Source organism: Gluconobacter sp. Gdi (genome assembly GCF_014132155.1).
Classification (GTDB): Bacteria; Pseudomonadota; Alphaproteobacteria; order Acetobacterales; family Acetobacteraceae; genus Gluconobacter.
Genome location: NZ_BLJQ01000005.1, coordinates 66,883 through 91,693, shown reverse-complemented (window position 1 = coordinate 91,693; position 24,811 = coordinate 66,883). Strand labels below are relative to the sequence as shown.

Here is a 24,811-nt window from a genome sequence, read left to right as displayed (position 1 = left end):
TTCTGCTGCTGGACCGATACCTTTTTAACCCATTTGTGCGCGCAAAAAGGATGCACTCACTCTTTTTGCTGAGTGAAAATACAAACTCCCAACATGGTCATGAAAAACCGGAATGCGGCTTCCTGGCCGTTCCAGCTATGGGATTGCCACATCGCGAACCACTCACCTCCGACGACAGAGAAGCCGAAAAACCAGATGAGAAATCCTACGGCCGTCGCGACGGGAACAAGGGTATGAGCGGCCTTAAAGACCGGACTATCCATGTTGATCGCCTTCGCCATCTTCCAAGCCGCAAACGAAAAAAGAGCACCGGTTGCGAATTCAGCGCCAATAATCAGGACGTAAAAAATATGCCACAGCAGCGGGATCGAGATCGCGCGCCATCTGAGACTGTTGCCCGGGAACGTGGTATCCATCGACAGAACGTGACGAACAAATGCATAGTTTGAACCATAATCTGTAATATTATTAAGTGCGACGAGAAGGCCGAAGACTCCCAGAGACCCGACCATCACGGTTTTGGAGAGACGATTCAGGCGCACGGAGCGCGTAGGCAATGACTGTGTTGAAAGTTCGGACATAGCTGGCTCCTGTTTTTTGAAACGCTAGCGGAATGCCCGTGAAATTTGCGCCCTCTTTTTTGCATCGCTCCTGTCGAAAATAGATGCTTTAAAAGCTGCGATCTTCCTGTTTCATCTATCTTTTCGTTCCGGGATGATATCATATCGGAGCAGGGAATGTGTTGGCTCGTCCTCCCCGGGGCGTGTCATTCCACACAAGAGACAACGGAAGACAAGCCCATGACAAGCAGTTCCGAGACGGTTTTCTGGCCCAAAAAGCGCTGGTGTGACATGATTTCCCGCCAGTTTCGTCAGCTTCCCCCTGAGACCGTGGCCATTCTTCCTGTGGCCGCGGTGGAACAGCATGGCCCACATCTTCCGGTCTATGTGGATGCCTGTATCAACGAAATGCTGCTTGATAAGGCAATGGAGGCGCTCCCCGCGACCGTCCCCGCGACCGCACTTCCTATTCAGGCTGTTGGCAAAAGCGAAGAGCATGTTGCTTACCCTGGAACACTGACCCTCAGCGCGCAGACCCTTACGCAGGTTCTCATCGAAATTGGTGAAAGTGTTGCACGATCTGGTGTGAAGAGGCTGGTGCTCCTGAATTCTCATGGTGGACAGCCACAGATCTTAGACATTGTTGCCAGAACACTCCGCCGGACACATGGAATGTTTGTTGTCTGTGTGGGCTGGTCTCGTTTCGGTGTACCGGATGGCATGTTTACCGACGAAGAGCGCCGATATGGCATTCACGGTGGCGATATTGAAACATCCCTGATGCTTCACCTGCGTCCAGATCTTGTTGAGATGGAACGCGCTGATAATTTCGAGCCATGGCCTCAAAAGCTTGCTGAGACCGCCAAATGGCTGGAAGCAGAAGGGCGCGTCGGCTTTGGCTGGCTAACCCATGACATCCATCCGTCAGGCGCGGCAGGGAATGCTGGCATTGCTACGGCTGAGAAAGGCGAGGCTGTCGCTAATCAGTGGATCAAAGGCTTTCTTGAGCTTCTCGTAGAAATTGCGGAATACCCATTGGATCGCCTGCGTCCGATTACGGAGGATCTTGGTCGATGAGTTCTGTTGGGACCTTCCTGTCGCTTCTTGGCGATATTCCCGTTCAGACGGTTCCAGCTCTTGTGAAGCGGAAAAGCCGTGATTTTTACTGGTATAGTCCGGTTCTGAAGCGGCAGCTTGATAGCTGTTTTGGCGATTGTATCGTTATGCCGCGCAATGAAGAGGACCTGCTTCACATTGCCCGAGCCGCCCGTGAGACAAAAACTTTCCTTACTCCGCGTGGAGGCGGGACCGGAAATTACGGCCAGGCTGTTCCCATGGAAGGAGGCGCTGTTGTTGAAATGACAGAGCTTAATAAGCTTCTTTGGGTCAAGGATGGTGTCGCGCGGGTGCAGGCTGGCATGAATATGCTGGATCTGGATCGTGCTCTGCATGAGCTGGGCTGGGAAGCCCGCATGTATCCGTCCACGAAACGGACGGCGACGATCGGTGGATTTATTGCGGGTGGATCCGGCGGTATTGGGTCTGTTCGATGGGGCGGTCTTTCGTCACCGGGGAATATTCTGGGGCTCCGCTTTGTCACTCTGGGTGAAAATCCGGAAGCTCTCGAACTTCGCGGCTCTGATGCGCGGGGCATGCTTCACACCTACGGTACGACAGGCCTGATTACCGAGCTGGAAATTGGTGTTGAGCCAGCCGTGGATTGGCAGGATATGGCCATTTCATTCGGCACGTTTGAAGAAGCGGCAGTTTTTGCGCGTGATATTGCTCTTCAGGCGGGCATTCAGAAGAAGCTGGTGTCTGTCGTTGACGGTGACCTGCCGCCATTCTTCGCATCCGTACGCGAGCACGTGCCGGATGGGGCGTCACTGGTCATTCTCATGGTTGCTCCGGCGGGCATTGAAACGGTCAAGGCGCTGGCTGAAGCTACTAACGGCCACCTTTGCTATGAAGCTAACACCAGAGAAGCTGAAGACACGGCAGGGGCAACCCCGCTTTACGAGTTGACGTGGAATCACACGACGCTTCAGGTTCTAAAAAAGGATCGTGGTTACACGTATCTTCAGTGTGGTTATCCGGCCGTCGGAACTTTGGAAAAAGTCGCGGAAATCCGTGCACTGTTCCCTGATGATCTGATGATGCATCTGGAGTTCTTCCCGATGGGCGGTCATGTAAGTTGTGCCGCTTTGCCGGTCATCCGCTTTACAGATGAGGCGCGGCTTAATCATATCATTGCTGAACATGAGAAAAGGGGTGTGAATATTGCGAACCCCCATGTCGTGACTATTGAGGAAGGCGGTATGCACCGTGTGGCATCACCGGATCTCGCAGCTATAAAGAAGCGATATGATCCGATGTTGCTTCTAAATCCCGGCAAGATGCTTAGTGCTGGGTCAGCCTGACAAAAGACCCCGCCCCAGATCCTTGCGGCGGCAAGATTGAGTAAACTTATAAAAAACCGATCGATCTTGTTGCCGCATGATAAAACGCAGTGATTGTCCGTCCTGTCTTCGGTGGATCCGGAAGGCCGGGCTGTTCATGGTATTGTGGTGGTCGATAAAGCGGTCGGCAATGCTACGCTGTTCGTCGATGGCGAGGATATTGATAACGGCATGGCTATGAAGGCCATTCGTCGGGATAATAGGGCTCGCGGCAGGAAGGGGCACCACGGCATCTCGAAACGTGCTTGCCGGTGCTCCCCTACTGCGGCGAGTATTCATAACTTACAAATCGAATCAGTGATCGAGGTTCTGACCATCATCAGGGCCTTTGAGTAAGCGACTTTGTTCACCCGTAACGCTGACAGGCGTGTCTCCGCGCACCGTAATGCGGCGCAGAAGGCGGGGATGCGTGTCAAAATCGGCTGTAGCGTAATGCTGCGTGGCGCGATTGTCCCAGATGGCCACATCACCGGGTTTCCAGTTCCAGCGGACGGTATTGTCAATCTGCGTGATGTAAGACTGGAAGATCTCCAGCAACCGGTTGGCGTGCTGCGTGGGGACGCCGCGAATTTCCTTGAAGAAATGGCCCAGGATAAGGGTGCGCTCACCGGTCTCAGGATGAACGCGCACGACCGGATGCTCTGTCTCATACAGGCGTGAAATGAAACGAGCGCGGAAGTCCGCAATTTCCTCGTGGCGCGTGTCGTATTTGTAGAAATTGGTGTCGTAATCGTTGCCATGAACGGCCCAAAGTGTGTCGGCAAGCTGCTGCAGAGGCGCGGGCAGATCGTCATAGGCAGTTGCTGTGTTGGCCCAGAGTGTGCTGCCGCCGTAGGGCGGGATCGTGATAGCGCGCAGGATCGAGGCCTTGGGATAGGCCGGCACGAAAGTGACGTCTGTGTGCCAGGAATCCGTTGAACGACCGTTGCGGGAATTCAGTTCGAACGTATAGGGCGTGCCGTCAGCGGCGGGGATAGTCGGGTGAAGGATCGGATCTCCGAAGACGCGGCTAAGCGTCTCGTGCTGGGCATCATCGAGAAACTGGTCGCGCAGGAAGATCACCTTGTGGCGCAACAGGGCCTCATGGAGAAACGCCTTGTGCTCGTCGGAAAAGGGCTCGCGGGCGTTGATGCCGTGAACGATGGCGCCGATACGGGATGTGACCTTTTCGATCGTAAGTTGTGTCATGAGGGAACTCCTTCGGATTGGGGGAGTGCCTGACTACTGGTGCGGTCAGGTCGCGTGAGAGACGGAGGCGTAATGAAAAAGGTCAGGATTGCGCTTGCCAGGAACAGAGCGGCGTAGATGAAGATAATTCCCTGCGTGCCTACGGCGCCTTCAAAAAGGTAAACGATGAAAGGCCCGATCCAGACGCTACTCCCTGCACCAAGATTCAGAAGGGACATGGCAATACCTTTGTGATCCGGCAGAAGAGACGGCGTCAGAGCCGAAAGCGGCACATATCCGGCAAGTGTCATGCCAAAAACTGCGGCAGAGCCATAAACCGCGAGCAGGCTACTGTGGGCGTACAGCAGCGGGATCCAATACAGACCAACGCAACTTACGGCGCTCCCGATACCGCCAAACCAGATGATGGTCTGCCGCCATGAAATATAGTCGCTGGCAAAACCGATCAGCAGGTTAAAGACGATGTTGCTGGCGAAGATGATTTCGAGAAAGCGGATCCATACATCCTGGGACAAGCCCAGACGGCCCGTGAAAAAGAACGGCATGAAGACGATCAGGCCATGCGTAGCGCTGGAATTGACCGCCCGCACGATGCACGCCAGACCGACGCCCGGATTGTGGCGGATCTGACGAACCGTTTCGCGCAGGGTTGGGCCGATGTCTTTCAGGCTGCCTTTCTCTGCACGTGGCGTAGTGGGCAGCGGCAGGACGGCAAGGAGGCCACCCGCTCCCACCCCGAGAAGGGCGATCCAGAGTGTAATGTACTGGCCGTAAACGGGGAGCAGGAGTTGCGCCACAATAGAACCGACCGTGGGCAAGCCGCAGGTAAAGCAGAACCAGAACAGACCGACAGCACGACCCAACCGGTCCTGACGGATCGTAGTGACGAGCAGGGTCAGCAGTCCATAGGAAAACAGCGGATACCCTGCTCCTCGCAATCCGTAGGTCAGGAGTAGCAAGGCTGAAGAATGAGCCGGAATGGCAACGCCAAGAAACAGGAGTTGCGGCACGATCCAGAATAACAGACCCGCCGTCATGACGGCGCGACTACCAAAGATGTCGCACAGCAAGCCCGAGAACCAGGCCGCCAAAGCAGCGAAAAGTCCGTAGGCTGTGAAGAGAAGGGCTACGAAGTGCTCCGTCTGCCCCGTCTGGACCAGAAACGGCGACAGATAGCCGACCTCGACGCCATCCCCGATCATAAAGACCAGAAGGCCGGCATACTGGAGGGCAAAGCTCCGGGGCAGGCGGCTGGCAGGCAGAAGCGGAGCGGCAGGAAACGTCGTCTGCATGTCAGAAATCCGCATGAACAGCGCCGAAATACTGGCGGGGCGCACCGAGGACGACAGACTGGTAATCACCAGCCATAGGGTAACCGTTCTGCCCCATGGTGGAGATGTATTTTACGTTCGTCAGGTTATAGACGTTCAGGTCTACCGAGAGGTGCTGTAGAAAGCCCGTGTGAGACAAGCGGTGCAACTGTTTGCTCAGGTCGTAACGTGCACCGAAATTAGTCAGCCAGTAGGACGGAACCTTCGTGTCGCCAGTGTAGCTAAGATTCCGCTTGCCGACATACTGGGCTTCGATATGCGCCTGAAGATCATGCCAGGTGTAGGACAGGTCAGCGTGATACATGAGACGCGGATAGGCCACGACCTGCTGGCCGCGGATATTGTAGGTCACCCGCGATCCGTTGACGGTCTGAGTAATGTTGTTGTCATAGACGGCATGGTTGTAGCTGATGCTGTTGGTCAGGCTCAGCCCCTTAACGGGTGTGAGCGTGACGGCACCATCCACACCGGTCATCGTTACGCCACCGACGTTCTGGATGGTGGTGTACGGCTGGGTTGTCGGACCGGTGGAGATGCGCTGCAGCCGGTTGGAAAAGATCGTGTGGTAGCCATAGAGCGAGCCGCTGATGAGGCGGCCGGTGTAGCGATAGCCTCCCGCAAAATTCCAGTCGGTTTCGGGGCGCAGCGTGCTTTTCGAAGCCAGATAGGCGGCCTGGGTGGTCGAGAACGGGGATGAACCGCTGTTATAGCCCGAGACAGGATAGACCTTTACGTTTTCTGCGATGTCAAAATAGAGCTGGTGGCCAGGAGCGAAGCGCCATTCCCCGCTGAAATGCGGCAGGAAAGGCTTACTGGACGTCAAGGAGTTTCCGCCCGCGATAGCGGTCGTGCGGGTGTAAGTTTCCCAGTTGGCCAGCGCGCCGACGCGGGTCGTGTTCAGGACGGACCGGAAACCAGCATGAAGCGCGATGGTGCTGGTTACGTGATACGTATCCTGGAAATAAGCGACAAACGTGTTGGTATTAAAGACCTGTCGGTAGCCATTCTGGAAAGGGTTCTTGAGGTTGTCGAGCCCGTTGACGGGTGTTGCGGTCCCGTCGAGGACGTCCTGCAGCAGCGGCTGCTGGTAAAGCGGCTTACTAATGTCGAAATGGGTATTTTCATACCACAGACCTGCATTCAGCACGTTATGCGCGATGCGATAGGACAGGGACGTCGTAAAGCCGAAGCGGTTCGTATCGGGCTGCGTAACCTGATCGATCAAAGGCGCTCCGTTAGGAGACGAGATCAGAGGGCTGGCGACTGAACCGCGCTGATAGGAGCGATGCCCATAGACGGTACTCTGCCAGCGCAAGCGATCAGTCAGAGCAAGATCGGCCGATACACCCCCGACATAGGAATGCTGCATTTGGGCGCCCTCGTAGTAGGACGCGGTGTAAGGGCTCTTGAGGTTGGCATAGGCTGCAGGAACCTGCCCTCCCGGAAGTCCACGCTGGGCCAGCGCGAGACGATATGCCTTTTCATAGCCGCCAGGCTGCCCAATGAAGTTATCGATCGCGTAGCCACCGTTATTGAACATATCCAGGCTGTAGTCCTGATAGTTCTGCATCTGCATATCGGTGTAGTCGAAGTAGGCCGTAATACGGCTGTCCTGCCCGATAGGGTGCAGAACCTTGGCGTTGACCTGCTGCATGAACTGGTCCTGCCCACCACGCCATTTGGTGGTGTCGTTGCGGGCATAGGAGACATAGAAGCGCGTCCCCTGGCGGTTCAGATCGCCGCTTTCAAGACGCACAAACGTCCGGTAGGTCGCATTACTCCCGAAGGTCTGGTTCACACTGGCCCCACGTTTGTGAGACGGATCGCGTGAGATAAACTGCACCGTACCGCCCAGATTGGACGTACTGGCCACGCTCTCCGAACCAGTGGACGCCGAAACATCCATACGCTCAATGTTTTCAGACGAAATAGCGGAGGTCGGGCTCAGGCCGTTAACGTTACTGAATTGCTGGTCTCCAAGCGGAATCCCATCCAGCGTCATGCCGATCTGGCTCTGATCGAAGCCGTGCATCAGGAATGAGTTCTGCCAGGTGTTCACACCCTGCGGATCACCGGAATTGAACAGAACCCCAGGTAGTCGGGTGAGGGCCTTGAGCGGATTGGTCCCGGCGGCATATTCGCGAATGGTAACCGCAGAAACGGGATTGGATACCCAGTTAGCCTGCCGGTGTCCCTCCACCCCAATGCTCTCGGTTGCTTTGGCGCTGATGGCGCGGGAGGGAGCCGGTTTGTGAGCAGGCAGTGCAGGCGTGCCGTGACGCGGATTTGTGCCCACCTTGGTGGCCGGAGAAGCGGTATCAGCGAAAGCGTAAGTATTAACCGAGAGGGTCAGCAGGGCAATCAGAGAAACAGAGCCACTGGCGCTACGGCTGGAAAATGAAAAAGCGGGCATGGAAATACACTCACAAGATACAGGAAACAGGGATTTTCAGGTCTTGGGAGGATCAACAGCCCCAGGCCGGATGGTCGGGAGCTGGATGTGCGGACATATTCTGCGGAAAAAGCCTTTCACGCAGGGTCTTGCCGTCCTTGGGCTTGATACGGCCACGACGCTTCAGTTCCGGCAGGACGAGGCGGATGAAGTCGTTATAGCTGTCCGGATTAACAAGCTGGATCAGATTGAGGCCATCGGTCTCGGATTCCTCGAGCCATTGCTCAATCTGATCCGCGACGGTTTCACCTGTACCGACGAAAGTTTTGGCACGGCCAAAGCCTTCTGCCGGGCTTGTGGCTTCTGCAATAGTCCATGAACGACCACTGATGGCAGGGTCAAACTGTTCAAGGACAGACTGGCTGGCTTCTGTCGGACGATAGGTCAGGACCTCGTCTGTCTGGTTCTTCGAGAAGTCCACACCCGTCATTGAGGAGTAATGAATGAGCGATCCGGTGGCATCGTAGAAGGCTTTGTATTCCGCAAATTTGCGAATAGCGTCTTCCTCAGTCTCCCCGACCACGACTGCAGCGGCGCAAATGAAGCGCAGGCTGCCTGGATCGCGACCTTCGCGAGCAGCGTCCTCACGAATACGCCGGACATTTTTGCGTGTCCCTTCTGCGCCTGCACCAACGACAAAAATAACCTCGGCATGTCGCGCCGCGAATGCGCCGCCCCGGGCTGAAGCGCCTGCCTGAAGCAGAACGGGAACCCGTTGCGCGCTGGGCTCGGCAGTATGGCTGTCCGGAACGCGGTAGTACTGGCCATCATGCCGTATAGGGTGAACTTTTGCCGGATCGGTGTAGATCCACTCACCTGAAGCCGTTTGGCGTCGGATGACAGCATCGTCTTCCCAGGATTTCAGCCACAGTTTGTAAACGACGCTCATGAACTCGTCCGCCCGGTCATAGCGTTCGTCATGGGGTATCTGATGGTCCAGCCCAAGATTGCGCGCCGCACTCTCCTGCTGCGACGTCACAATGTTCCAGCCCAGACGGCCCTTTGTCAGATGGTCGAGCGTCGTCAGCTTGCGGGCGAGAAGATAAGGGTGCTCGTAAGTGGTAGACAGCGTGATGCCAAAACCAAGCGTCGTCGTCGCGGCGGCCATGGCGGACACCAGCAGAAGCGGATCGATCAGTGGGGACTGGATACCGTGCTTCAGGGCAGCATCTGGACTACCGCCGTAAACATCAATCTGGCCGAGGGCATCCGCGATAAACAGGGCATCGAACCCAGCGTCATCGAGCGTGCGTGCCAGATCAGTCCAGTAGCTGATGTCCTTGTAACGATGTGTCTGGTCAGCGGGATGGCGCCACAGGCCGTAATTCAGGTGCGAAACCGTAGCCATCGTAAAGCCGTTGAGGATGATGTGCTGTCCCATTACGCCACCCCCACGCGCCACTGAGGGGGGGGCAGGGTGCCATTGACTGCGTAGTCCCCAACGACGCGCGTGCGATAGACACGGGGGTTGTGATTACCCAGTGTACGAACGTTGCGCCAATGTCGATCCAATCCGACGACGCGCAAGGTTGCACCACCGCTTAGCGCGTCGAACAAAGCGGTCGTGGCTTCCAGTACCAGCGGCAAAATCCGATCCTGTACCTGCCAGACTTCGAGTTCGGCACGAGCAACCGTGAGATCGAGCTCTGGGGCAGGGCTGTCTGCAACGGCTTGAATAGCGCGGGTGGCACGTTCAACAGCCGCACCAGCGATATAGGCGCCACTGAAGACATGACCGACAATTTCGAGGATCTGAGGATCTTCCGCCGGAAGGTCTGCATTCCCGTGGCTGAAAGAGCGTTTGCGGCGGCGCACGGCATCCGCAACGTCCGTTGCAGCAGCGCGGGCAATCCCGGCGACAGTGGCTAAATGATAGAGCTGAAAGAAGGCCTGAGAGTACGGGAAGGCTGTGTTGCCGTAGTGCAGGTCGGCTTCTTCTGTGTGAACATTTCGGAAATACGCGGTGCCACTGGCGGTCAAACGCTGTCCAACGCCATCCCAGTCATCGACGATTTCGAGGCCGGGATCATTGCGGGCAGCCAGTGTTTTAACGGTCTGGCCATCTTCCGTGGTGCCCGTGACGGTTAGCCAGTCTGCGTAAAGGGAGCCGGTCGTGAAGAATTTGGAGCCGTTGATGACCCACTGACCATCTTTCTGGGACAGGGTCGTACTGAAAAGATCACGCTTGGACGCTGGGCCTTCTGCTGCTGCTGCGCCTGCGGTCTGTCCAACTCCAAGGCGGTCGAGCCATTTTGTCCGGTAAGACCCGGCAGGTTCGAACAGGAGATGCTCAACAAAGCCAAAATGGGCCCGGAGCGCCTGTGCGACGTTTGAATCAGCTCTGGCCAATGCGGTGACAAGCGAGAACAGGTCTTCAAGGCTGGCACCAAGGCCACCATGCGCAACGGGAACGCGGAGGGCCGTGAAACCACTCTCTTTAAGAAGGCGGATCTGCTCGAAGGGTAGTTCGCGGTTCAGTTCAGCCCGAAGTGCCTTCGTGCGGATCTGCTCGAAAACAGGAGCAAAGCGGTCGTGAAGATGGCTGGCTTCACGAGCATCCTGGCCCCAGAGCAGGGAGAGATCAGGAAGCGGAGCGGAGATGAAGGTCATGATATCTGCCTGTGACGTGCGGTCCGAACAAGGGGAATGAGAGCGGGGAGGAACCCGGCATCATCGGTGGACAGGGACAGGACAGCATTACAGACATAGAACTAGATCATTTCGTGTTTATGTAAGACATGAGAATTAGTGTAGTGATTCTTTTGTTTCGTCAACATGATAGTTATTTATAATAAAAACTATATTATATAGTTATATATCCAAGGGGTAGTTTATGCTTGGAGCAAGATTTGCGGGTGTCTGGAGTTGGCCGTTTCAAGACGGGCAAGGGGCAGCATCTTCTAAGCGGCTTAAGGAACCTTATGATGGCCTGTCCGGTCCCAGTCAGATACGGAAGGACTGCCTTCGTTCGAGCATTTGACGTTAACCAGGATCGTAGCCGTAGAATTTAACTGTTCTGGAATTCTTCGGCTGGGTTTTGTCGGCTCCAAAGTGAACAAACGTGCTCTTAGAGCGACTTTATAAGTAACTACAGCGAACAAGCTCTAATCAAAGCACAACATGAGGAGCCGACGCCATTTTATGTGGCAATATTACTGCATTTCTCGTGTGTGAGGCCACACTATTACCATAATTACGATAACAAACTAATTATCGCCATATTCAATTATGCAGAGGCCCTATGCCGCTTCCGATCCCAATAAACATGAAGCACTTAGCGGAACGTAATGGCGGGATAGATATCCTTCGCGGCCTTACTGTTGTTCTGGTGGTCATCCATCATATGGCGCTACGGATCCCTCTGGCGCAAACCGGCCTTGCCACTATTTTTCCGTTATGGCTGCTCAAAGTATTTAGTGGGAATGGTCGAAGCGCTGTAACCATCTTCTTCGTCATTTCCGGCTTTATCATCACGTCTCATACCCTCAAGCGATGGGGTACTTTGAGCCAACTGGATTGGCGAAATTTTTACCGACGACGGGCGGCACGCATCTTACCCTGTCTGGTGACCCTCGTTGTGGTCCTTTCAGTGCTTGATCTTACTCAGGTCCCGGACTACACGATTGAACATACCGATCAGTCTCTTCCCCGAGCAATCCTGGCTGCTTTTGGAATGCACATGAACTGGTATGAGGGCCAAACGGGCTATCTCCCTTGCGGATGGGATGTCCTCTGGTCCCTATCCATTGAAGAAGCCTTCTATATCGACTTTCCTTTATTCTGCCTGATTACCGCTCATTTTAGCCGATTTCGGGCATTCATGTTTTTCTGTCTCGCGTATCGATAAAGCGGCGCACAGCATTGCGCTCATTGATCGGAGTAACAGGTGCCATTGTTCTCTCATCCTATCTGATAAATGCGCCCTTCTTCTGGAACATATTGGGCAGCATCGGGGCTCTCGCTCTGACTATCTCGACAGCATTTCTGCTCATTGCGTTTTCGTGGGGATGGATGGCTGATTACACAACGCGTGGCACCAAGTGGCTTCGATCCTTCGGGTTTATGAGCTACGAAATTTATCTGAGCCATATGTTCGTGGTTTTCCCACTCATAGCCCTGTTCCGCATCAGCGGTGGAAATATGTACATAGGCTGGCTATGGTTTGTACCTGCGATCAGTCTTTCGTGGATACTGGGCTATGGCGTGGAGCATCTTTTATCCCGTTCTGCCGACCGCCGGTTGCGTGATCGTCCAAAACCGCAGGTTATTGATCCAGCTACAACCTGACAGGCTTGTTCATTGTAGATGGATGTTAGTCTCCTATATTCCGACCACACATGATATTTAAAGCGCTCAAAAAGCGAATACTCCAAGTGTCGCGAATTAGGAACGATCCGATTTGCATATGAAATGCAAATCGGATCAAATGCTTGTAGCTGCCCTACACTTACCAGCCCAGAGCTCCACCCTCATTGATGAATGTTCCTGTTGGCCCATCATCGCCCAGCAAAGCATACTGGATCGCGATCTTAGCAGCCTGATCAGGCTTCCGATCTCCATAATGGTTGGTAGCATCCGTCGCGGTTAGGCCGGGACAAATCGCATTCACCTTGATATTCTGGTCAGCGAGAAGTTTGGCGTAGCTGAGAGTCAAAGAGTTCAGAGCAGCCTTGGATGCCTGATAGGTCGGCATGGCCACGTCCTTGTAAACCCAGTCTGCTTCTCCCCGGCTCGAAAATGAGGCGAGAACGGACGACACATTAACAACCCGCCCATGCGCAGATTTTTCAAGCAACGGAATCATCGCGTCGGTGAGCGCCGCTGTGCCGACAACATTCGTTTCAAATGTTCTCGATAGTTTTTCCCGAGCCGACAGATCTGGATAGAAATCTAGGCTGATGCCGGCATTGTTTACCAGAATGTCCAGCCGACCATACTTCTCACGGATCAGCGCTGCCAGACTGTCAATGGTGGCCTGATTGGTCGTGTCGAGCTCAACAGCTTCTGCCTGAGCATCTGGTGCGCTGATTTCTGTTGCGGCTTCCTGACCTATCTGAAGGTTTCGGGCACCCAGCAAGACCTTGACGCCTTGATGGGCGAGCCCCTGTGCAATGGCGCGACCAATACCACGCGTTGCTCCACTGACGAGTGCAATTGGTTGACTTTGAATCATGATAAACTTTCCAAAGATTTGAGAGAGGAGGAAAACTCGGTGTTGACTATGGCCCTGAACGCGTCATTTTTTGTGCAGATAAACAGACAATATCAGGAGGCTGAGCACGACGAGTGGGGCAATCGCGTGAGAGTATTCGCCATGGAAGACCACCGTGGCGATCGCTGAAGCCATAATGCAACCGCCAAGGACGCTACCAACAATCCGGCTCGCCGATCGCGCCATCAAAAGGGCGGAGGTTAACTCAAGGCATCCGGTTACCAAATGGAACCAGTGCGGATAGCCCCATCGCGCGTACTCTTCTGCAATGGTCTTTGGCGCCATAATATTCCCGGCAGCTCCTATAAGAAAGAAGCCCACCAGAACATACGCTAGAACCTGTTTCGCTGTAATATTACGCATGATCTGTCTCCTGAGCTGCGGAAAGAAAAAGCGAGACGGCCAGAGAAACCGTGCTTCTGTCCTGCTCTTCGGTCGTGCAAGGGCCACCACTCAGCAACTGCAACTGGGCCTCCCCGGTGACCATATGGATGAAAGCGTAAGCCAGTCCTGACGCATCTAATGCAGATCGAAGTTTGCCCTGCTCCTGCTGCCTCCGGATCCAGGCGGCAAGGACTGATTTTGCGTTATGATGACCGGCGAACCATATGGTCTGCGAAAGTTGGGGAAACCGCTTTCCTTCCGCGATCATTAGGCGGTGCAGTTCAAGTACGCGGGGCTGTTTGATGATATGCAGGATTTCTGCACCGAACTTTTCCAATGTTTGTCGGACGCAGCGATCTTCCAATATGAGGCTTTCAAGCGGCGCAGCCAGTTTCACGCACTCTTCCGCGATAACGGCTGAAAAAAGCCCTTCCTTGCCCCCAAAGCGCTCATAGATATTGCGTCGCGATCCGCCGACCTTCTGGATGAGCATATCCATGGAAGTGGCTTCATAACCATGCTTAAGGAAAAGCTCGGTGGCAGAGTACGTAAGCCTTCTGAGGCGCTCGACACCCTTGGGGTGCAATCCCTTTTCGGACGCAAGAGGGAAGGGGAGATCACTAGCCACCATATTCAAACAAGCCCTTCATGCTTTTGAAAGGTATGGTAATATACCGTACCATAATTACAAGAGGCTAGTGCGTGAACGGTTTGCCATCACCATCCTGGTTATGAACCTGAGTTTTCCAGGTATCAGGGCTCACCCGTCAGGTTATGCCATAGGAGGAATGGATCCCTGAAGTTTTGGGAACGTGTTCAGCATCAACTCGACATCAAATATGAAACATACGGTATTAAAGATGCTTAACGAACACGTGCTGATCGGTTGTAAAATGTTTGGTTTTCCGCAGGGGCAGTCGTTTTACCCTTAACAGCATGGACAATTAAAGCATCCGAAACTCGACTGATTGGCATGGGTCATTGGACCGCATCATAGATGGCCGAAATACAGGTTTCTACCGCCTGTCCCCTTAAGGTCTTCGGCCGCTTGGCAAGCCCCGTATCAACAAGACGTCCGATAACACTGGCCCTTCCGATAAGCGGTATACGCGTCATCATCGCAAAATCAGATTTGTAAGGACGTCCGTGAGCTTGCCAAATGGTGGCTGAAGCAGTGTCGCCGCATTGAAACGGCCCTGTCGGTACACACCACGGGCATGTGTGAGCGCGACGAAGCCTTCCTTTCCATGATATGCTCCGATGCCACTGTCTCCCACGCCGCCAAAGGGCAGATCGTCTTGCACATAATGCATCAATGTGCCGTTGATCGTCACGTTGCCTGAAATGGTGCGTTTCAGAAGCCTGTCGCGTTCAGCGCGGTTGTTGCCAAAATAATACAGGGCCAAGGGCCGGGGACGAGCATTAATGAAGGCGATTGCTTCATCATAGGTCCTGTAGGTCAGCACAGGCAGGAGAGGTCCGAAAATTTCCTCCTGCATCACCGCTATGTCAGGCTGGGCATTTAGTATGAGAACGGGCGACAGAACATGACTGGCGGTTGAATCGCTACCCATCCTGATGACCTGTGCGCCATGCTCCTCAGCATCACGGATCAGACCGCTCAATCGCTCGTAATGATGCGTGTTGAGAATTGCAGTATAATCGGGAGAGCCCACATAACCGCCCGGATGCAGCTTCTTCACGGCGGCCTGATAGGCCGCAGTAAAAGCGTCCTTATCGCCTTCATGCACCAGCACGTAATCCGGCGCGATACAGGTCTGTCCCGCATTGGTCAGCTTTCCGAACGCCACACGGTCTGCCACCCGCTGCATGGAAAAACCGGGCTCGATCACTACGGGAGATTTGCCGCCCAGTTCGAGCGTGACGGGCGTCAGATTGCGCGCCGCAGCCTCAGCGACCTTCTTGCCGACGGCTGTACTGCCAGTAAACAGGATATGATCGAAGGGTAGAGCCGAAAACGCAGCCCCCACCTCGCTACCGCCAGTCACGACAGAAACTTGTTCGGGTGTAAAGACAGCCCGAACAATCTCTTTGATCAACGCAGATGTTGCGGGCGTGAACTCCGACGGTTTGAGTATGGCGCGATTGCCGGCGGCAATAGCCGTTGCCAATGGTACGAGAGCCAGAGAAACCGGATAATTCCACGGGGCGATAATTCCTACGACGCCCACCGGTTGCCGGGTTATCCAAGCGCTACCGCACTGGAAATAGGCCGATATATGGCGGCGTTCCGGCTTCATCCAATGCCCCAGATGCACGATCATGTAATTGATCGACCGCACTAGCGGGATCAGTTCCACAATGGCGCTCTCGCGTTCGGACCGCTGGCCGAAATCTGCTTTCAGGGCGCGCACGATGTCAGTCCGCCGCTTCAGGATCTCGGCTTTCAGACAACGCAGATGGGTCCGGCGCTGTTTCAGGTCAGGTGGTCCGGCATGCAGAAACGCAGCACGCTGGCGGTCGAGAATGCGGCGCAGCTCGGCAGGCGTAACATCGGACATTGCGTCCTCCATGTTTACAAGGGAAACTTATGCAGGCAAGATATTGAGCATGACGTTCCAGTGTCAATAAAAGTTTCTTCTGTAAACATGAGCCTCACGAATGAGTGAAACCAAAGACCAACCCTATCATCACGGTGATTTACGCCGCGCTCTGATCGACACGGCGTTAGCCATGCTAGCAGCAGATCAGAACTGGACCTTCACCTTGCGGGAGGTGGCTCGGCGCACGGGAGTCAGCCATGCAGCGCCTTACAAGCACTTCCGCGACAGGGAAGCGCTGCTTCGGGAACTAGCCCGAATTGGGTTCGTCAGGCTTGAAAAGACTATGACCGAGGCCATGCGCCCGGATCTTCCTTCCACACGCGCGCAATTCATGGCCGCAGCGCAGGCCTATATCGGGTTCGCCTGTCAAAACCCCGGACTTTATCGTCTGATGTTCAGTTCTGATGCGGATAAAACGATAGATCCGCAGTTACATGGCGCGGCCATGAGCACATTTGGAATTCTTCTGAGACTTCTGGAAAACGGACAGCGAGACGGGAGTTTCCGGACAGTCGCCATAAGTGCGCAGGCAGCAGCAAGCTGGGGGCTGGTGCATGGTCTCGCCATGTTGGCGATCAGTAACCAACTACTGGAAGAGAAGGTCGGGTCAGCGCCAGTCCCCGCCGCACTGGATGTGCTGCTTGACGGCATATGCTGCCGCAATTGACTCAGCTATCGCACGATATACGTAATCCTTCATCGCTTTTAAAACGTCCAGCAGCCGTTGGGACAATCAGTTCTTGAGCATATTAACCGTTTTGCCGCTCGTGATCATCACATCGAAAAACGGCCTCTTGTACCGCCAACCCCTCGTCTGAGCCGGGCTAAAGCACAATTATGACTGTCTTTTCTCACTCCTTTAGCATCGGCAGATCATAAGAAATGTTCTCCTGTGATCTGCCGATCGATCCCATGAGGACATTCTGGTTCGTACGTCCAACCACGGCGCCTCTGTGATGCAGGCCCGAATGGAGAAATACGAGAATATCCTTCATGACATGACTTCTCTGGAAGGGCTTATTGTGCGGAGAGGGCGACCTGATAACGCTGTTCGACCATCTCCCAATCCACTAGGTCCGTAAGGAAAGCCTCCACGTATTTCGGGCGCATATTGCGATAATCGATGTAATAGGCATGTTCCCATACATCACATGTCAGCAGCGCTGTTTGCCCATGTACCAGTGGAGTATCGGCATTGGCGGTCTTTGTAATAGCCAGTTTTTCACCGTCGTGCACCAGCCAGCCCCAGCCGCTCCCGAACTGAGAAACGCAGGCATTTTTGAATTGGGCCGTGAATGCATCCAGAGAACCGAAATCCGCGATAAGCTGCTTTTCCAAGGCGCCGGGGATAGATCCACCGCCTTTTGCTTTCATGCTCTGCCAGAAAAAGGAATGGTTCCAGTGCTGGCCTGCCTGATTGAATAATACTTTCTGGGCGGCATCCTGAGCCGATTTTCGGATTACCTGGTCCAGATCAAGTCCCTGATATGAACCGCTGGCGGTCAGTTCGTTCAGCTTGTCGACGTAGGCCTTATGATGCTTGCCATGATGATACTCAAGTGTCTCGGCTGACATGTAAGGCGCCAGCGCGTCCAGAGCGTAAGGTAGCTCGGGAAGTTTGAACATTTTCTCTCCAATTCTGTTTGACTAGACCCTCGTCTATGAGGGGTCTCCTTGGGGTGGGACGTCTTCCAGTGAGGTTTGTGCTGCGTAGCCAGAAATCCGATAAACGGCGAGCGCCACAGTTCGGGCATTAAGCACCAGCATCTGGGTTTCCTGCTGCTCGGACAGCGCACCGCCCTTACACCCCATCAGTGCAACAACGGCGGGGCGCAGCTGCTCCACGCAGACCAATCGAGCCCGCATGGGCAGGCTAGGCAGTTCGGCTAGGCGAATTAGTTCTGTACAAGCGCGACGCAGAAAGAGAACTGCATGATCAGGCTTTTTCTCCACGACATACAGATCGGATAAATTATGGCAGGAAACGACAAAAATAGTGGGGGCCGAAAGATGCAGCCCTGTTTCCTGAAAATGATCCAGAAGTTCGGAGGCTTTCGTCATGGCGTGCGCATAAAGAGTCCGTGCCTGTTCATGATCGTGAAGTAGTAAGCCTGATTTGCCTGCTGGGTCAGCTCCTGCCAACTGATACTGGGTTCTGATAACTGATCGAACTGCGACATTTTTACGACACTTCGTTCCATGGAGCTCCACCACCTAACGCTAGGAAATAAGCAATCACTTTACTTTATGCAATATGCTATATTTATATGCGTATTGAAACCGCATTGGTAGGTCCAGTTGCCCACAGATTCATGAAGTTGCTACGCGGCAATTGGTTGATAATTTTACGGTATAAAATCGTGGTTAATGTGTGTCCGTTCGTACCAAGTGATAAATATTTAATAAATATATTTAAATTTAATAGAAATCTGTTCGATATATAAAATTAATATTTATAAATAATTATATTTTTATATTAAATGTTATATGTATACTACATCGTCCATTATGGCATCAAATAACTTGATAATTTCATTTAACTACAAGACGTTATTATCCGGTTTGCGAATGGGCCGGGCGATATGCCTATCATATCTCGTTCGGAAACGGTCTTCCGTAATGATAATCTGTTCCTATTCAAGATAACGCAGCAGTTCTGCTTTGCCTTCAACACAGAAACCCGCAGCGTATAGCCTGCGGGTTTGAGAAGAACACTCATAAGAATGCTCCCGGCTAGGTTTGGTATAGAACCGTTTAGAGACGTCACGCGAATGCCAATATGATCAAATGTCAGGTCAGAAAAGTTCATTATTGGCCCTCATTTCCAGGTCAACCACGGTTTTCTGGAATGGAACAAATCACTCCAGACTTTCTACTTGAGGCAGCCAAACAGCAATCACGTTATATTCGGACAAATCGACATCGCCCGCCTCTTCCTCGAGGGGATCAACGTGAGTGTATAATGATCCAAAGCACAATGCCTTTCGCTCTGCCCAAAACGCAGAGCGAAAGTCCATCACCCAGAACCGTTAATCAGCAGTTGCTCGGTTCCTCTAGATGGCCCAGTTGCTTTTTATCGGTATTTTTGCCACTAGCATGTCGCCCATTTCAATGTGCATTAGAACAATTCTCTAGAATGAGAATTTTCATGGGAGCTAAACGGGGAACATTTTCGTATTATTGGCTAGGAAGGGAGGGGTATATAAAGTTTACTCCCATTCGATCGAAAGCGCTTTTCACAGTATTAGCCAACAAGGTGCAGGTTGTAAGTGGTCCAACACCATCCGGAACTGCGGTAACCGTATGCGCGACACCTTTGACAGATTTGAGGTCGACATCTCCCACAACACGCCCCTCATCCGGGCAATAGCTGATCCCGATGTCGATGAGACAACTTTTTGGCTTGATCCAGTCCGCAGTGACTAATCTGGCTTTTCCTACCGCTGAAAAGAGAACATCCGCTTTCCTGCAATGCGACTTGATGTCCTGAGTATCGATGTGAACAACAGAAACCGTCGCGCCGCGATCCAGAAGAAGCATGCTCAAAGGGCGCCCGACAACGGGCGAACTGCCAATGATGACACAGTCTTTTCCGCGCAGATCTCCAACGAGATGTTCTGCCGCCATTAAGGCGCCTGTTGCCGTGCAGGGCTCGAAGTATGGAGTTCCATTCATGATGCTTCCAAGATTGAGTGGATGGAGACAGTCCACATCTTTCTCCGGGGGAAGAGCGTCTATGATGGCTTGGCGGGAAATTTCTTCCGGGAGTGGGAAAAGGATCAGAATTCCGTCTATCTTCTTGTTAGCGCCAAGCTCTCGGACTGTTTGGCAAAAATTGCTTTCGTTTTGTCCCGCAACGTCAACAACTTGTAGGTTAACGCCGGCTTGTTCCGCCAGTAAGTCAATGCGGCGCAGATAGGCCGATGGGCCTGCGTCAGAAGAGCCTATGACGACCGTCAGAGTGGGCGTATGGTCCAGAGTTTTCTGCTGTGAGCGGATCTGTGCTTTGAGGCCGGCCAAATAGTTTTGGGCAAGCTCAGAAGTATGCAAGATGATTGTCATTTGTGGGTCTCACAGGGCGCTGACAAGATAGGTCGCGCATCGCTGAAGGTGGGGAACCAGATCCTTCTGAATCTGTGTCATGGAGTATCGACTGGTTGGAAAGACGATGCTGAGCGCACCAGCAATTTGGCCATTTACATTAAAGGCAGGCACCCCAAGGGCACGCAGATCGCTTTGCGGAGACACATCTCTCAAGGCGAAACCCTGAGAGTGAACGTCTTTAAGACTCTTAGCCACGCGTGCCGCTTCTGTTTCAGAAAGGCCTGAGGTGGCCAGTATGGTCTGTTGTCTGATCTCGGGTAAAAAGGCGCAAATGGCTTGGCCAGTTGCGGTTCTGGCAAGAGACATGCTGCTGCCGATAGTATGCCCGGACATTTCGGCAGATTTGTCTGCGGGATTATGGAAGACATAGATTGCCTCGTCTGCGTCCAGCAGAGCGAGAGAAATGGATTCTCCGATAACAATGGATTCAGCTCGCAGAACCGGCCCGACAAGATGACCGATGGAGGGACTTTGTAGAAAGCCAAGCCCCAGTTTCAAGGCGCGTGCTGTGAGTCTGTATCGCTGATCAATGCTCCGGACATATCCCAGGGATTCCAACGTTCTGACAAGTCGCCGCGTGGCAGCCCGTGTATGACCGACCAACCGAGCAATGTCGGCAACAGTCATGTCTGTCTGACCATTTTCAAATGCTCGCAGAACTTCAAGACCCTTAACAAATGTCAGGGAAATCTCGGTATCGGGCACAGGCGAGGGTTGATCCATGGACAAATCCGTTCTTGGACAAAAAACTATGCGTAGACGTTACGAATATCATTGCAGGCTGAAAATGATTATGCCTAAAATAATTATAACGAACAAGAGTTCGAATATCGAACGAAACTCTTTTAATAGAACCAGAAAAACAGGAAGCACCGCGTGAAAATCCACGTCATTTTTGCCCATCCTCTGGAAGATAGCTTCAATGCTGCGCTGTTCAGGCTTGTTAAGCAGACGCTGGAAGCTGAAGGACATGAAGTCGACGCTCTGGACCTGTATCGGGAAAATTTCGATCCTGTACTCAGTCCACAGGATCGTATTGAATACCATGATGTCACCATCAATCAGCATCGCGTGGCAGATTACGTGAAGCGCCTTCAAAGTACGGATGTGCTAATTCTCTGTCATCCCGTATGGAATTTTGGCTGGCCCGCCATTCTCAAGGGATATTTTGATCGGGTTTTCCTGCCGGACGTCTCTTTCAAACTGATAGACGGAAAACTTTCTCCCGGTTTTACAAACATCAAAAAGGTCATGACTGTCACCACTTATGGTTGCCCAAGGCACCGTGCTTTCGTTCTTGGTGATCCGCCAAGGAAGAATGGGACACGCTTTCTGCGGGCTGTCATGAACCGCCGTGTTAGTGTCGATTACTTGGGGCTTTACAATATGAACAACACCACGTTGAAGGCCCGTCGGACGTTTATGAAAAAAATCGTTCGTCGTCTGAAAGCCATCTGAGACCTTTGCCAACCGGGGAGTAAATGCGGTGACTGCTCGTTTCTTTGACCTGGACGCCCTGGGCCTCACACTTCTAGAAGAGAGCAAGGGCAGGGCCGCAGCGTTGACGCGAAAGGGGATTATTCCCTGTCTGGCGCTAGTGGAGGTCGGCGATGACCCGCATAGCGCTACATACGTCAGTCGCAAAATTGAGGACTGCAAAAAGGTTGGGATTGCAGTCCAGAAGATTGTTTTGTCCGAAACGGTTACGCAGGCTGACCTTTTGGACCAGATCCTGCGGCTTGATAGAGACACATCTATTACCGGAATTTTGGTTCAACTTCCTTTGCCCGCACATTTGAATGAGGGACAGGTTCTTCAGGCGATCAGCGCCGAGAAAGATGTTGATGGTCTTCACCCTGTGAATTTGATGTCTCTGACGACATCAGATCCGTCTGTTATTCCCTGCACTGTGAGGGGAATTGATGCAGTGTTGCAGCAGACGGGCCTTGTCCTGGAAGGGGCAAATGTCTCTGTTTTGGGGCGAGGGCGCCTTGTCGGAGGTCCGGCGACACTCTTGCTTTCTGGAAAGAGCAGGAATGCAACCGTTACGTCATTGCATCGTAAGAGTAGAAATTTTAAGGATGTGCTTAGGAATTCCGATGTCATTATAGCAGCAGCGGGTTCAGCGCATCTTGTGACACCTGATATGGTTCGCGCCGGAGCGGTGGTCATTGATGTTGGCATGAGCTGGCCCGAAGGCTCTTTGCAAGGCGATGTTCACCCTGCGGTTGCTGAGATTGCGAGCTGGATGACCCCGCCTGATCGAAGCTTTGGCGTGATGACACGCATGATGCTTCTCAAAACCGTTCTGGACCTCGCGGAAAAAAGGATTGCTGCATGACTGTATCGGTCGGCCGAGTGCGTGCGGAGCTCATGAAGGAAAGCTCCATTGAGCTTCTGCCGTCCCGTATTCTGGAGCTTTCGGGTGTTCTGCCCGATCTCGCCTGTGGGTCGAGGGTTTTCGTCACCTGGCTTCCAGGTGTTCCCTTTGCAGACGTCTTGGCTGCCTGTGACCTGCTAAAACTATGTGGCTATCTACCTGTTCCTCATGTAGCGGTCCGCTCTATCCGCAATAAAGACCATTTGCAGGAAATCTGCACTGCGTTGAGTGAGCGGGATATTCCGCGGATGCTCCTGATCGCAGGGGGAGCAGAGAAACCTGCTGGCATCTTCGCGGATACAGTACAGGTTTTGGAAACAGAGATCCCTGTTCGCACGGGCATTCGCACTGTCTACGTTGCGGGGCATCCTGAAGGGCACCCGCAAGCCTCCGAGGCAACATTGCTGGAGTATATGCGCCGCAAACAGGATCTTGCACGGGCGCAGGGTTTGAATATGCAGATCGTAACGCAGTTCTGCTTTGATGCTGCTCCAGTCCTTGCTTGGGAGAAACGGCTAAGGGAAGAGGGCATTACACTGCCAATCAACCTGGGAGTTTACGGGCTGACAACGCCAAAAACGTTGGTGCGGTATGGTCTGGCCTGTGGTGTTGGGCAATCTTTGCGTTTCATGCAGCGTCAACGTTGGAAACTTCATCGCTGGTTTATGCCGTGTAATCCGCTGCCTCTTGTGGATGCCGTTGCCCGAGAAGTTGCCGAAACACCTAACACCAATTTCCGCGGACTACACTTTTACCCGTTTGGAGCGATTGCTCGCACGCTGGAGTGGCGTCGTACACTTTCTCTCAGCACTGGAGACCATTCATGACAAAAAAACTGTCGGGCCTGACATGTGCGGCGGGTGCGCTTCTATTGGGGCTTGGAGGGTGTTCAACATCACCGCATGCGTCCTCTTCAAATCTCCCGGTTGATGACCGGTACGGTGACGGGGGCGTGAGTGCCTTTTACAGGGCCACTTCAGCTACTCCGCCAATACCGGGACAGCTGATACAGCATGAAGAAATGGATCCGACCAAACTCCCTCAAGGAGCCAGTCATGGGGTCAGGATCCTGTACTCTGCCAATAATGGGATGAAAAAAGGCGATCTCGTAACGGTTTCAGGGCAGGTCCTTTTCCCAAAAGGTCAACCGCCAGCCGGGGGATGGCCTGTTGTCGCCTGGGAACATGGAACAACGGGAATTGCGGATGTCTGCGCTCCATCATGGCGCGGCTATTCGAGCCGGGATAAGGCTTACCTCTCACGTTGGCTGTCTGAGGGGTTTGTTGTTGTCGCGACCGATTATCAAGGTTTAGGGACACCGGGACCGCATCCATATCTGTTTTATCGCCCCGAAGGGTACAGTGTTCTGGACGGGCTACGAGCTTCCCTCAAAGGTTTTCCCGACGAGATCCGGAACTGGATTGTGCTCGTTGGGCAGTCTCAAGGCTCTGGCGCAGCGCTGGGAGCAGCGTGGCTGGCCCCCTCATATGCTGCTGAGTTGAATATTCATGGTGTGGTTGCAACGGGTCTCGTGACAGGCTTTGCTGTGCCGCCCGGAGCCAGACATGCTCCCATCCCCGAAGTCTATACAGATGCTAGCAAAATGGATTCCGCATTTGCCATGCTTCGGGTCGAAGGTTCTGATCAATCTTTACAGCCCGAAACAGACAGTCATACGGTCATGACAAGCGCGGGGCACCACATGTCCCAGATTGCCCGACATGCGTGCCTTCATGATCTTTTCGACAAGGCGGATCAGTTAAAAGTGCAGAGTAGTGCACTGTTCAACGAGAAGCTTTCTGCTTTTGAAGCAGGCCATGATGCAGCATTCACGATCCCGAACGCGAAGATCAGCTTTCCCGTTTTTGCCGGGACAGGTCTGGCCGATGATGAGGCCGGGGTGAACGGGCAGTATAACGCTGTGGCAGCCATGTGCGATGCAGGAACGCATGTCTTCTGGAAGCGCTATCCGGGCATGACCCATAATGGTGCAGTCAATGTGTCTCTCAAGGACTCCGTTCCCTTTGTGAAGAGACTTCTGGCTGGCCAAAAGCCTCAGCAGAACTGCGCTTCAATCAAGCCTCCCGGACCTGTAGAGGCAGCCCTTCCGAATGTTCCATGGAATAACTGAATCGACTGAATAGCCCTTAGCCGGACCCGTGGCCGGCCTTTTCAAG

General features: G+C 53.4%; 24 protein-coding genes. 9 read left to right on the top strand and 15 right to left on the bottom strand.

Features of this window, described 5'->3' with window-relative positions:
* Window positions 1–56: 56 nt before the first annotated feature.
* On the bottom strand, window positions 57–581 hold the full coding sequence (locus JN414_RS10825; protein ID WP_202207882.1) for a DUF2165 family protein: 525 nt from the start codon (window positions 579–581) through the stop codon (window positions 57–59).
* Window positions 582–800: 219 nt separating this feature from the next.
* On the opposite strand from JN414_RS10825, the gene JN414_RS10820 reads away from it, so the two are divergent.
* Window positions 801–1,637, top strand: a complete 837-nt coding sequence (locus JN414_RS10820) for a creatininase family protein (protein ID WP_202207881.1) — start codon at window positions 801–803, stop codon at window positions 1,635–1,637.
* On the top strand, window positions 1,634–2,980 hold the full coding sequence (locus JN414_RS10815) for an FAD-binding oxidoreductase (protein ID WP_202207880.1): 1,347 nt from the start codon (window positions 1,634–1,636) through the stop codon (window positions 2,978–2,980). The genes JN414_RS10820 and JN414_RS10815 overlap by 4 nt, the downstream gene beginning before the upstream one ends.
* Here the strand turns inward: JN414_RS10815 and JN414_RS10810 are convergent.
* From JN414_RS10810 to JN414_RS10785, 6 genes are read right to left on the bottom strand one after another with little or no spacing between them, the layout of a single operon-like run.
* Window positions 2,972–3,298, bottom strand: coding sequence for a hypothetical protein (locus JN414_RS10810; protein WP_202207879.1), 327 nt, complete (start codon window positions 3,296–3,298; stop codon window positions 2,972–2,974). The genes JN414_RS10815 and JN414_RS10810 overlap by 9 nt on opposite strands.
* Window positions 3,299–3,313: 15 nt before the next feature.
* Window positions 3,314–4,207 (bottom strand): TauD/TfdA family dioxygenase, encoded by an 894-nt coding sequence (locus JN414_RS10805; RefSeq protein ID WP_202207878.1) that lies wholly within the window; start codon window positions 4,205–4,207, stop codon window positions 3,314–3,316.
* The gene (locus tag JN414_RS10800; RefSeq protein WP_202207877.1) at window positions 4,204–5,499 is read right to left on the bottom strand and encodes an MFS transporter; all 1,296 of its coding nucleotides are present in this window, start codon (window positions 5,497–5,499) and stop codon (window positions 4,204–4,206) included. Before JN414_RS10800 ends, JN414_RS10805 begins: the two co-directional genes overlap by 4 nt.
* A gap of 1 nt (window position 5,500) precedes the next feature.
* Window positions 5,501–7,951, bottom strand: a complete 2,451-nt coding sequence (locus tag JN414_RS10795; protein WP_202207876.1) for a TonB-dependent receptor — start codon at window positions 7,949–7,951, stop codon at window positions 5,501–5,503.
* Window positions 7,952–8,003: 52 nt separating this feature from the next.
* Window positions 8,004–9,371 carry an LLM class flavin-dependent oxidoreductase gene (locus JN414_RS10790; protein WP_202207875.1) on the bottom strand — a complete coding sequence of 456 codons (1,368 nt, stop codon included), beginning with the start codon at window positions 9,369–9,371 and terminating at the stop codon, window positions 8,004–8,006.
* A complete protein-coding gene (locus tag JN414_RS10785) occupies window positions 9,371–10,600 on the bottom strand; it encodes an acyl-CoA dehydrogenase family protein (RefSeq protein WP_202207874.1) in 1,230 nt (409 codons plus the stop codon). The genes JN414_RS10790 and JN414_RS10785 overlap by 1 nt, the downstream gene beginning before the upstream one ends.
* Before the next feature lie 655 nt (window positions 10,601–11,255).
* Here JN414_RS10785 and JN414_RS16920 point away from each other — a divergent pair.
* Together JN414_RS16920 and JN414_RS16915 are read left to right on the top strand one after the other, a co-directional pair.
* Window positions 11,256–11,837: an acyltransferase gene (locus JN414_RS16920; RefSeq protein ID WP_237389998.1), complete on the top strand. Its 582-nt coding sequence runs from the start codon at window positions 11,256–11,258 to the stop codon at window positions 11,835–11,837.
* A gap of 14 nt (window positions 11,838–11,851) precedes the next feature.
* On the top strand, window positions 11,852–12,277 hold the full coding sequence (locus tag JN414_RS16915) for a hypothetical protein (protein ID WP_237389997.1): 426 nt from the start codon (window positions 11,852–11,854) through the stop codon (window positions 12,275–12,277).
* A 160-nt stretch (window positions 12,278–12,437) separates the two neighbouring features.
* Here the strand turns inward: JN414_RS16915 and JN414_RS10775 are convergent, their stop codons facing one another.
* The 4 genes from JN414_RS10775 to JN414_RS10760 all read right to left on the bottom strand — a co-directional run bounded on the left by JN414_RS10775 (window position 12,438) and on the right by JN414_RS10760 (window position 16,108).
* Window positions 12,438–13,163 carry an SDR family oxidoreductase gene (locus JN414_RS10775; protein ID WP_202207873.1) on the bottom strand — a complete coding sequence of 242 codons (726 nt, stop codon included), beginning with the start codon at window positions 13,161–13,163 and terminating at the stop codon, window positions 12,438–12,440.
* 63 nt (window positions 13,164–13,226) lie between these two features.
* A complete protein-coding gene (locus JN414_RS10770) occupies window positions 13,227–13,565 on the bottom strand; it encodes a DoxX family protein (RefSeq protein ID WP_202207872.1) in 339 nt (112 codons plus the stop codon).
* Window positions 13,558–14,217, bottom strand: a complete 660-nt coding sequence (locus JN414_RS10765) for a TetR/AcrR family transcriptional regulator (RefSeq protein WP_202207871.1) — start codon at window positions 14,215–14,217, stop codon at window positions 13,558–13,560. Before JN414_RS10765 ends, JN414_RS10770 begins: the two co-directional genes overlap by 8 nt.
* A gap of 484 nt (window positions 14,218–14,701) precedes the next feature.
* Window positions 14,702–16,108: a coniferyl aldehyde dehydrogenase gene (locus JN414_RS10760; protein WP_237389995.1), complete on the bottom strand. Its 1,407-nt coding sequence runs from the start codon at window positions 16,106–16,108 to the stop codon at window positions 14,702–14,704.
* Between the two features lie 100 nt (window positions 16,109–16,208).
* Between JN414_RS10760 and JN414_RS10755 the strand changes: the two genes are divergently transcribed.
* Window positions 16,209–16,817 carry a TetR/AcrR family transcriptional regulator gene (locus tag JN414_RS10755; protein ID WP_202207869.1) on the top strand — a complete coding sequence of 203 codons (609 nt, stop codon included), beginning with the start codon at window positions 16,209–16,211 and terminating at the stop codon, window positions 16,815–16,817.
* 350 nt (window positions 16,818–17,167) lie between these two features.
* Here JN414_RS10755 and JN414_RS10750 read toward each other — a convergent pair whose 3' ends face one another.
* The 4 genes from JN414_RS10750 to JN414_RS10735 form a co-directional block, all read right to left on the bottom strand.
* Entirely contained in the window at window positions 17,168–17,776 is a 609-nt protein-coding gene (locus JN414_RS10750) for a superoxide dismutase (protein WP_202207868.1), read from the bottom strand.
* 33 nt (window positions 17,777–17,809) lie between these two features.
* Window positions 17,810–18,211 (bottom strand): hypothetical protein, encoded by a 402-nt coding sequence (locus JN414_RS10745; protein ID WP_202207867.1) that lies wholly within the window; start codon window positions 18,209–18,211, stop codon window positions 17,810–17,812.
* Between the two features lie 1,116 nt (window positions 18,212–19,327).
* A complete protein-coding gene (locus JN414_RS10740) occupies window positions 19,328–20,212 on the bottom strand; it encodes a bifunctional 5,10-methylenetetrahydrofolate dehydrogenase/5,10-methenyltetrahydrofolate cyclohydrolase (protein ID WP_202207866.1) in 885 nt (294 codons plus the stop codon).
* Window positions 20,213–20,221: 9 nt separating this feature from the next.
* Window positions 20,222–20,977 (bottom strand): IclR family transcriptional regulator, encoded by a 756-nt coding sequence (locus JN414_RS10735; protein ID WP_202207865.1) that lies wholly within the window; start codon window positions 20,975–20,977, stop codon window positions 20,222–20,224.
* A gap of 153 nt (window positions 20,978–21,130) precedes the next feature.
* Here JN414_RS10735 and JN414_RS10730 point away from each other — a divergent pair, with 153 nt between their 5' ends.
* From JN414_RS10730 to JN414_RS10715, 4 genes are read left to right on the top strand one after another with little or no spacing between them, the layout of a single operon-like run.
* Window positions 21,131–21,712, top strand: a complete 582-nt coding sequence (locus JN414_RS10730) for an NAD(P)H-dependent oxidoreductase (RefSeq protein WP_202207864.1) — start codon at window positions 21,131–21,133, stop codon at window positions 21,710–21,712.
* Between the two features lie 28 nt (window positions 21,713–21,740).
* On the top strand, window positions 21,741–22,595 hold the full coding sequence (locus tag JN414_RS10725) for a bifunctional 5,10-methylenetetrahydrofolate dehydrogenase/5,10-methenyltetrahydrofolate cyclohydrolase (RefSeq protein ID WP_202207863.1): 855 nt from the start codon (window positions 21,741–21,743) through the stop codon (window positions 22,593–22,595).
* The gene (locus tag JN414_RS10720; protein ID WP_202207862.1) at window positions 22,592–23,461 is read left to right on the top strand and encodes a methylenetetrahydrofolate reductase; all 870 of its coding nucleotides are present in this window, start codon (window positions 22,592–22,594) and stop codon (window positions 23,459–23,461) included. The genes JN414_RS10725 and JN414_RS10720 overlap by 4 nt, the downstream gene beginning before the upstream one ends.
* A complete protein-coding gene (locus tag JN414_RS10715) occupies window positions 23,458–24,765 on the top strand; it encodes a lipase family protein (protein ID WP_202207861.1) in 1,308 nt (435 codons plus the stop codon). The genes JN414_RS10720 and JN414_RS10715 overlap by 4 nt, the downstream gene beginning before the upstream one ends.
* Window positions 24,766–24,811: the final 46 nt, after the last annotated feature.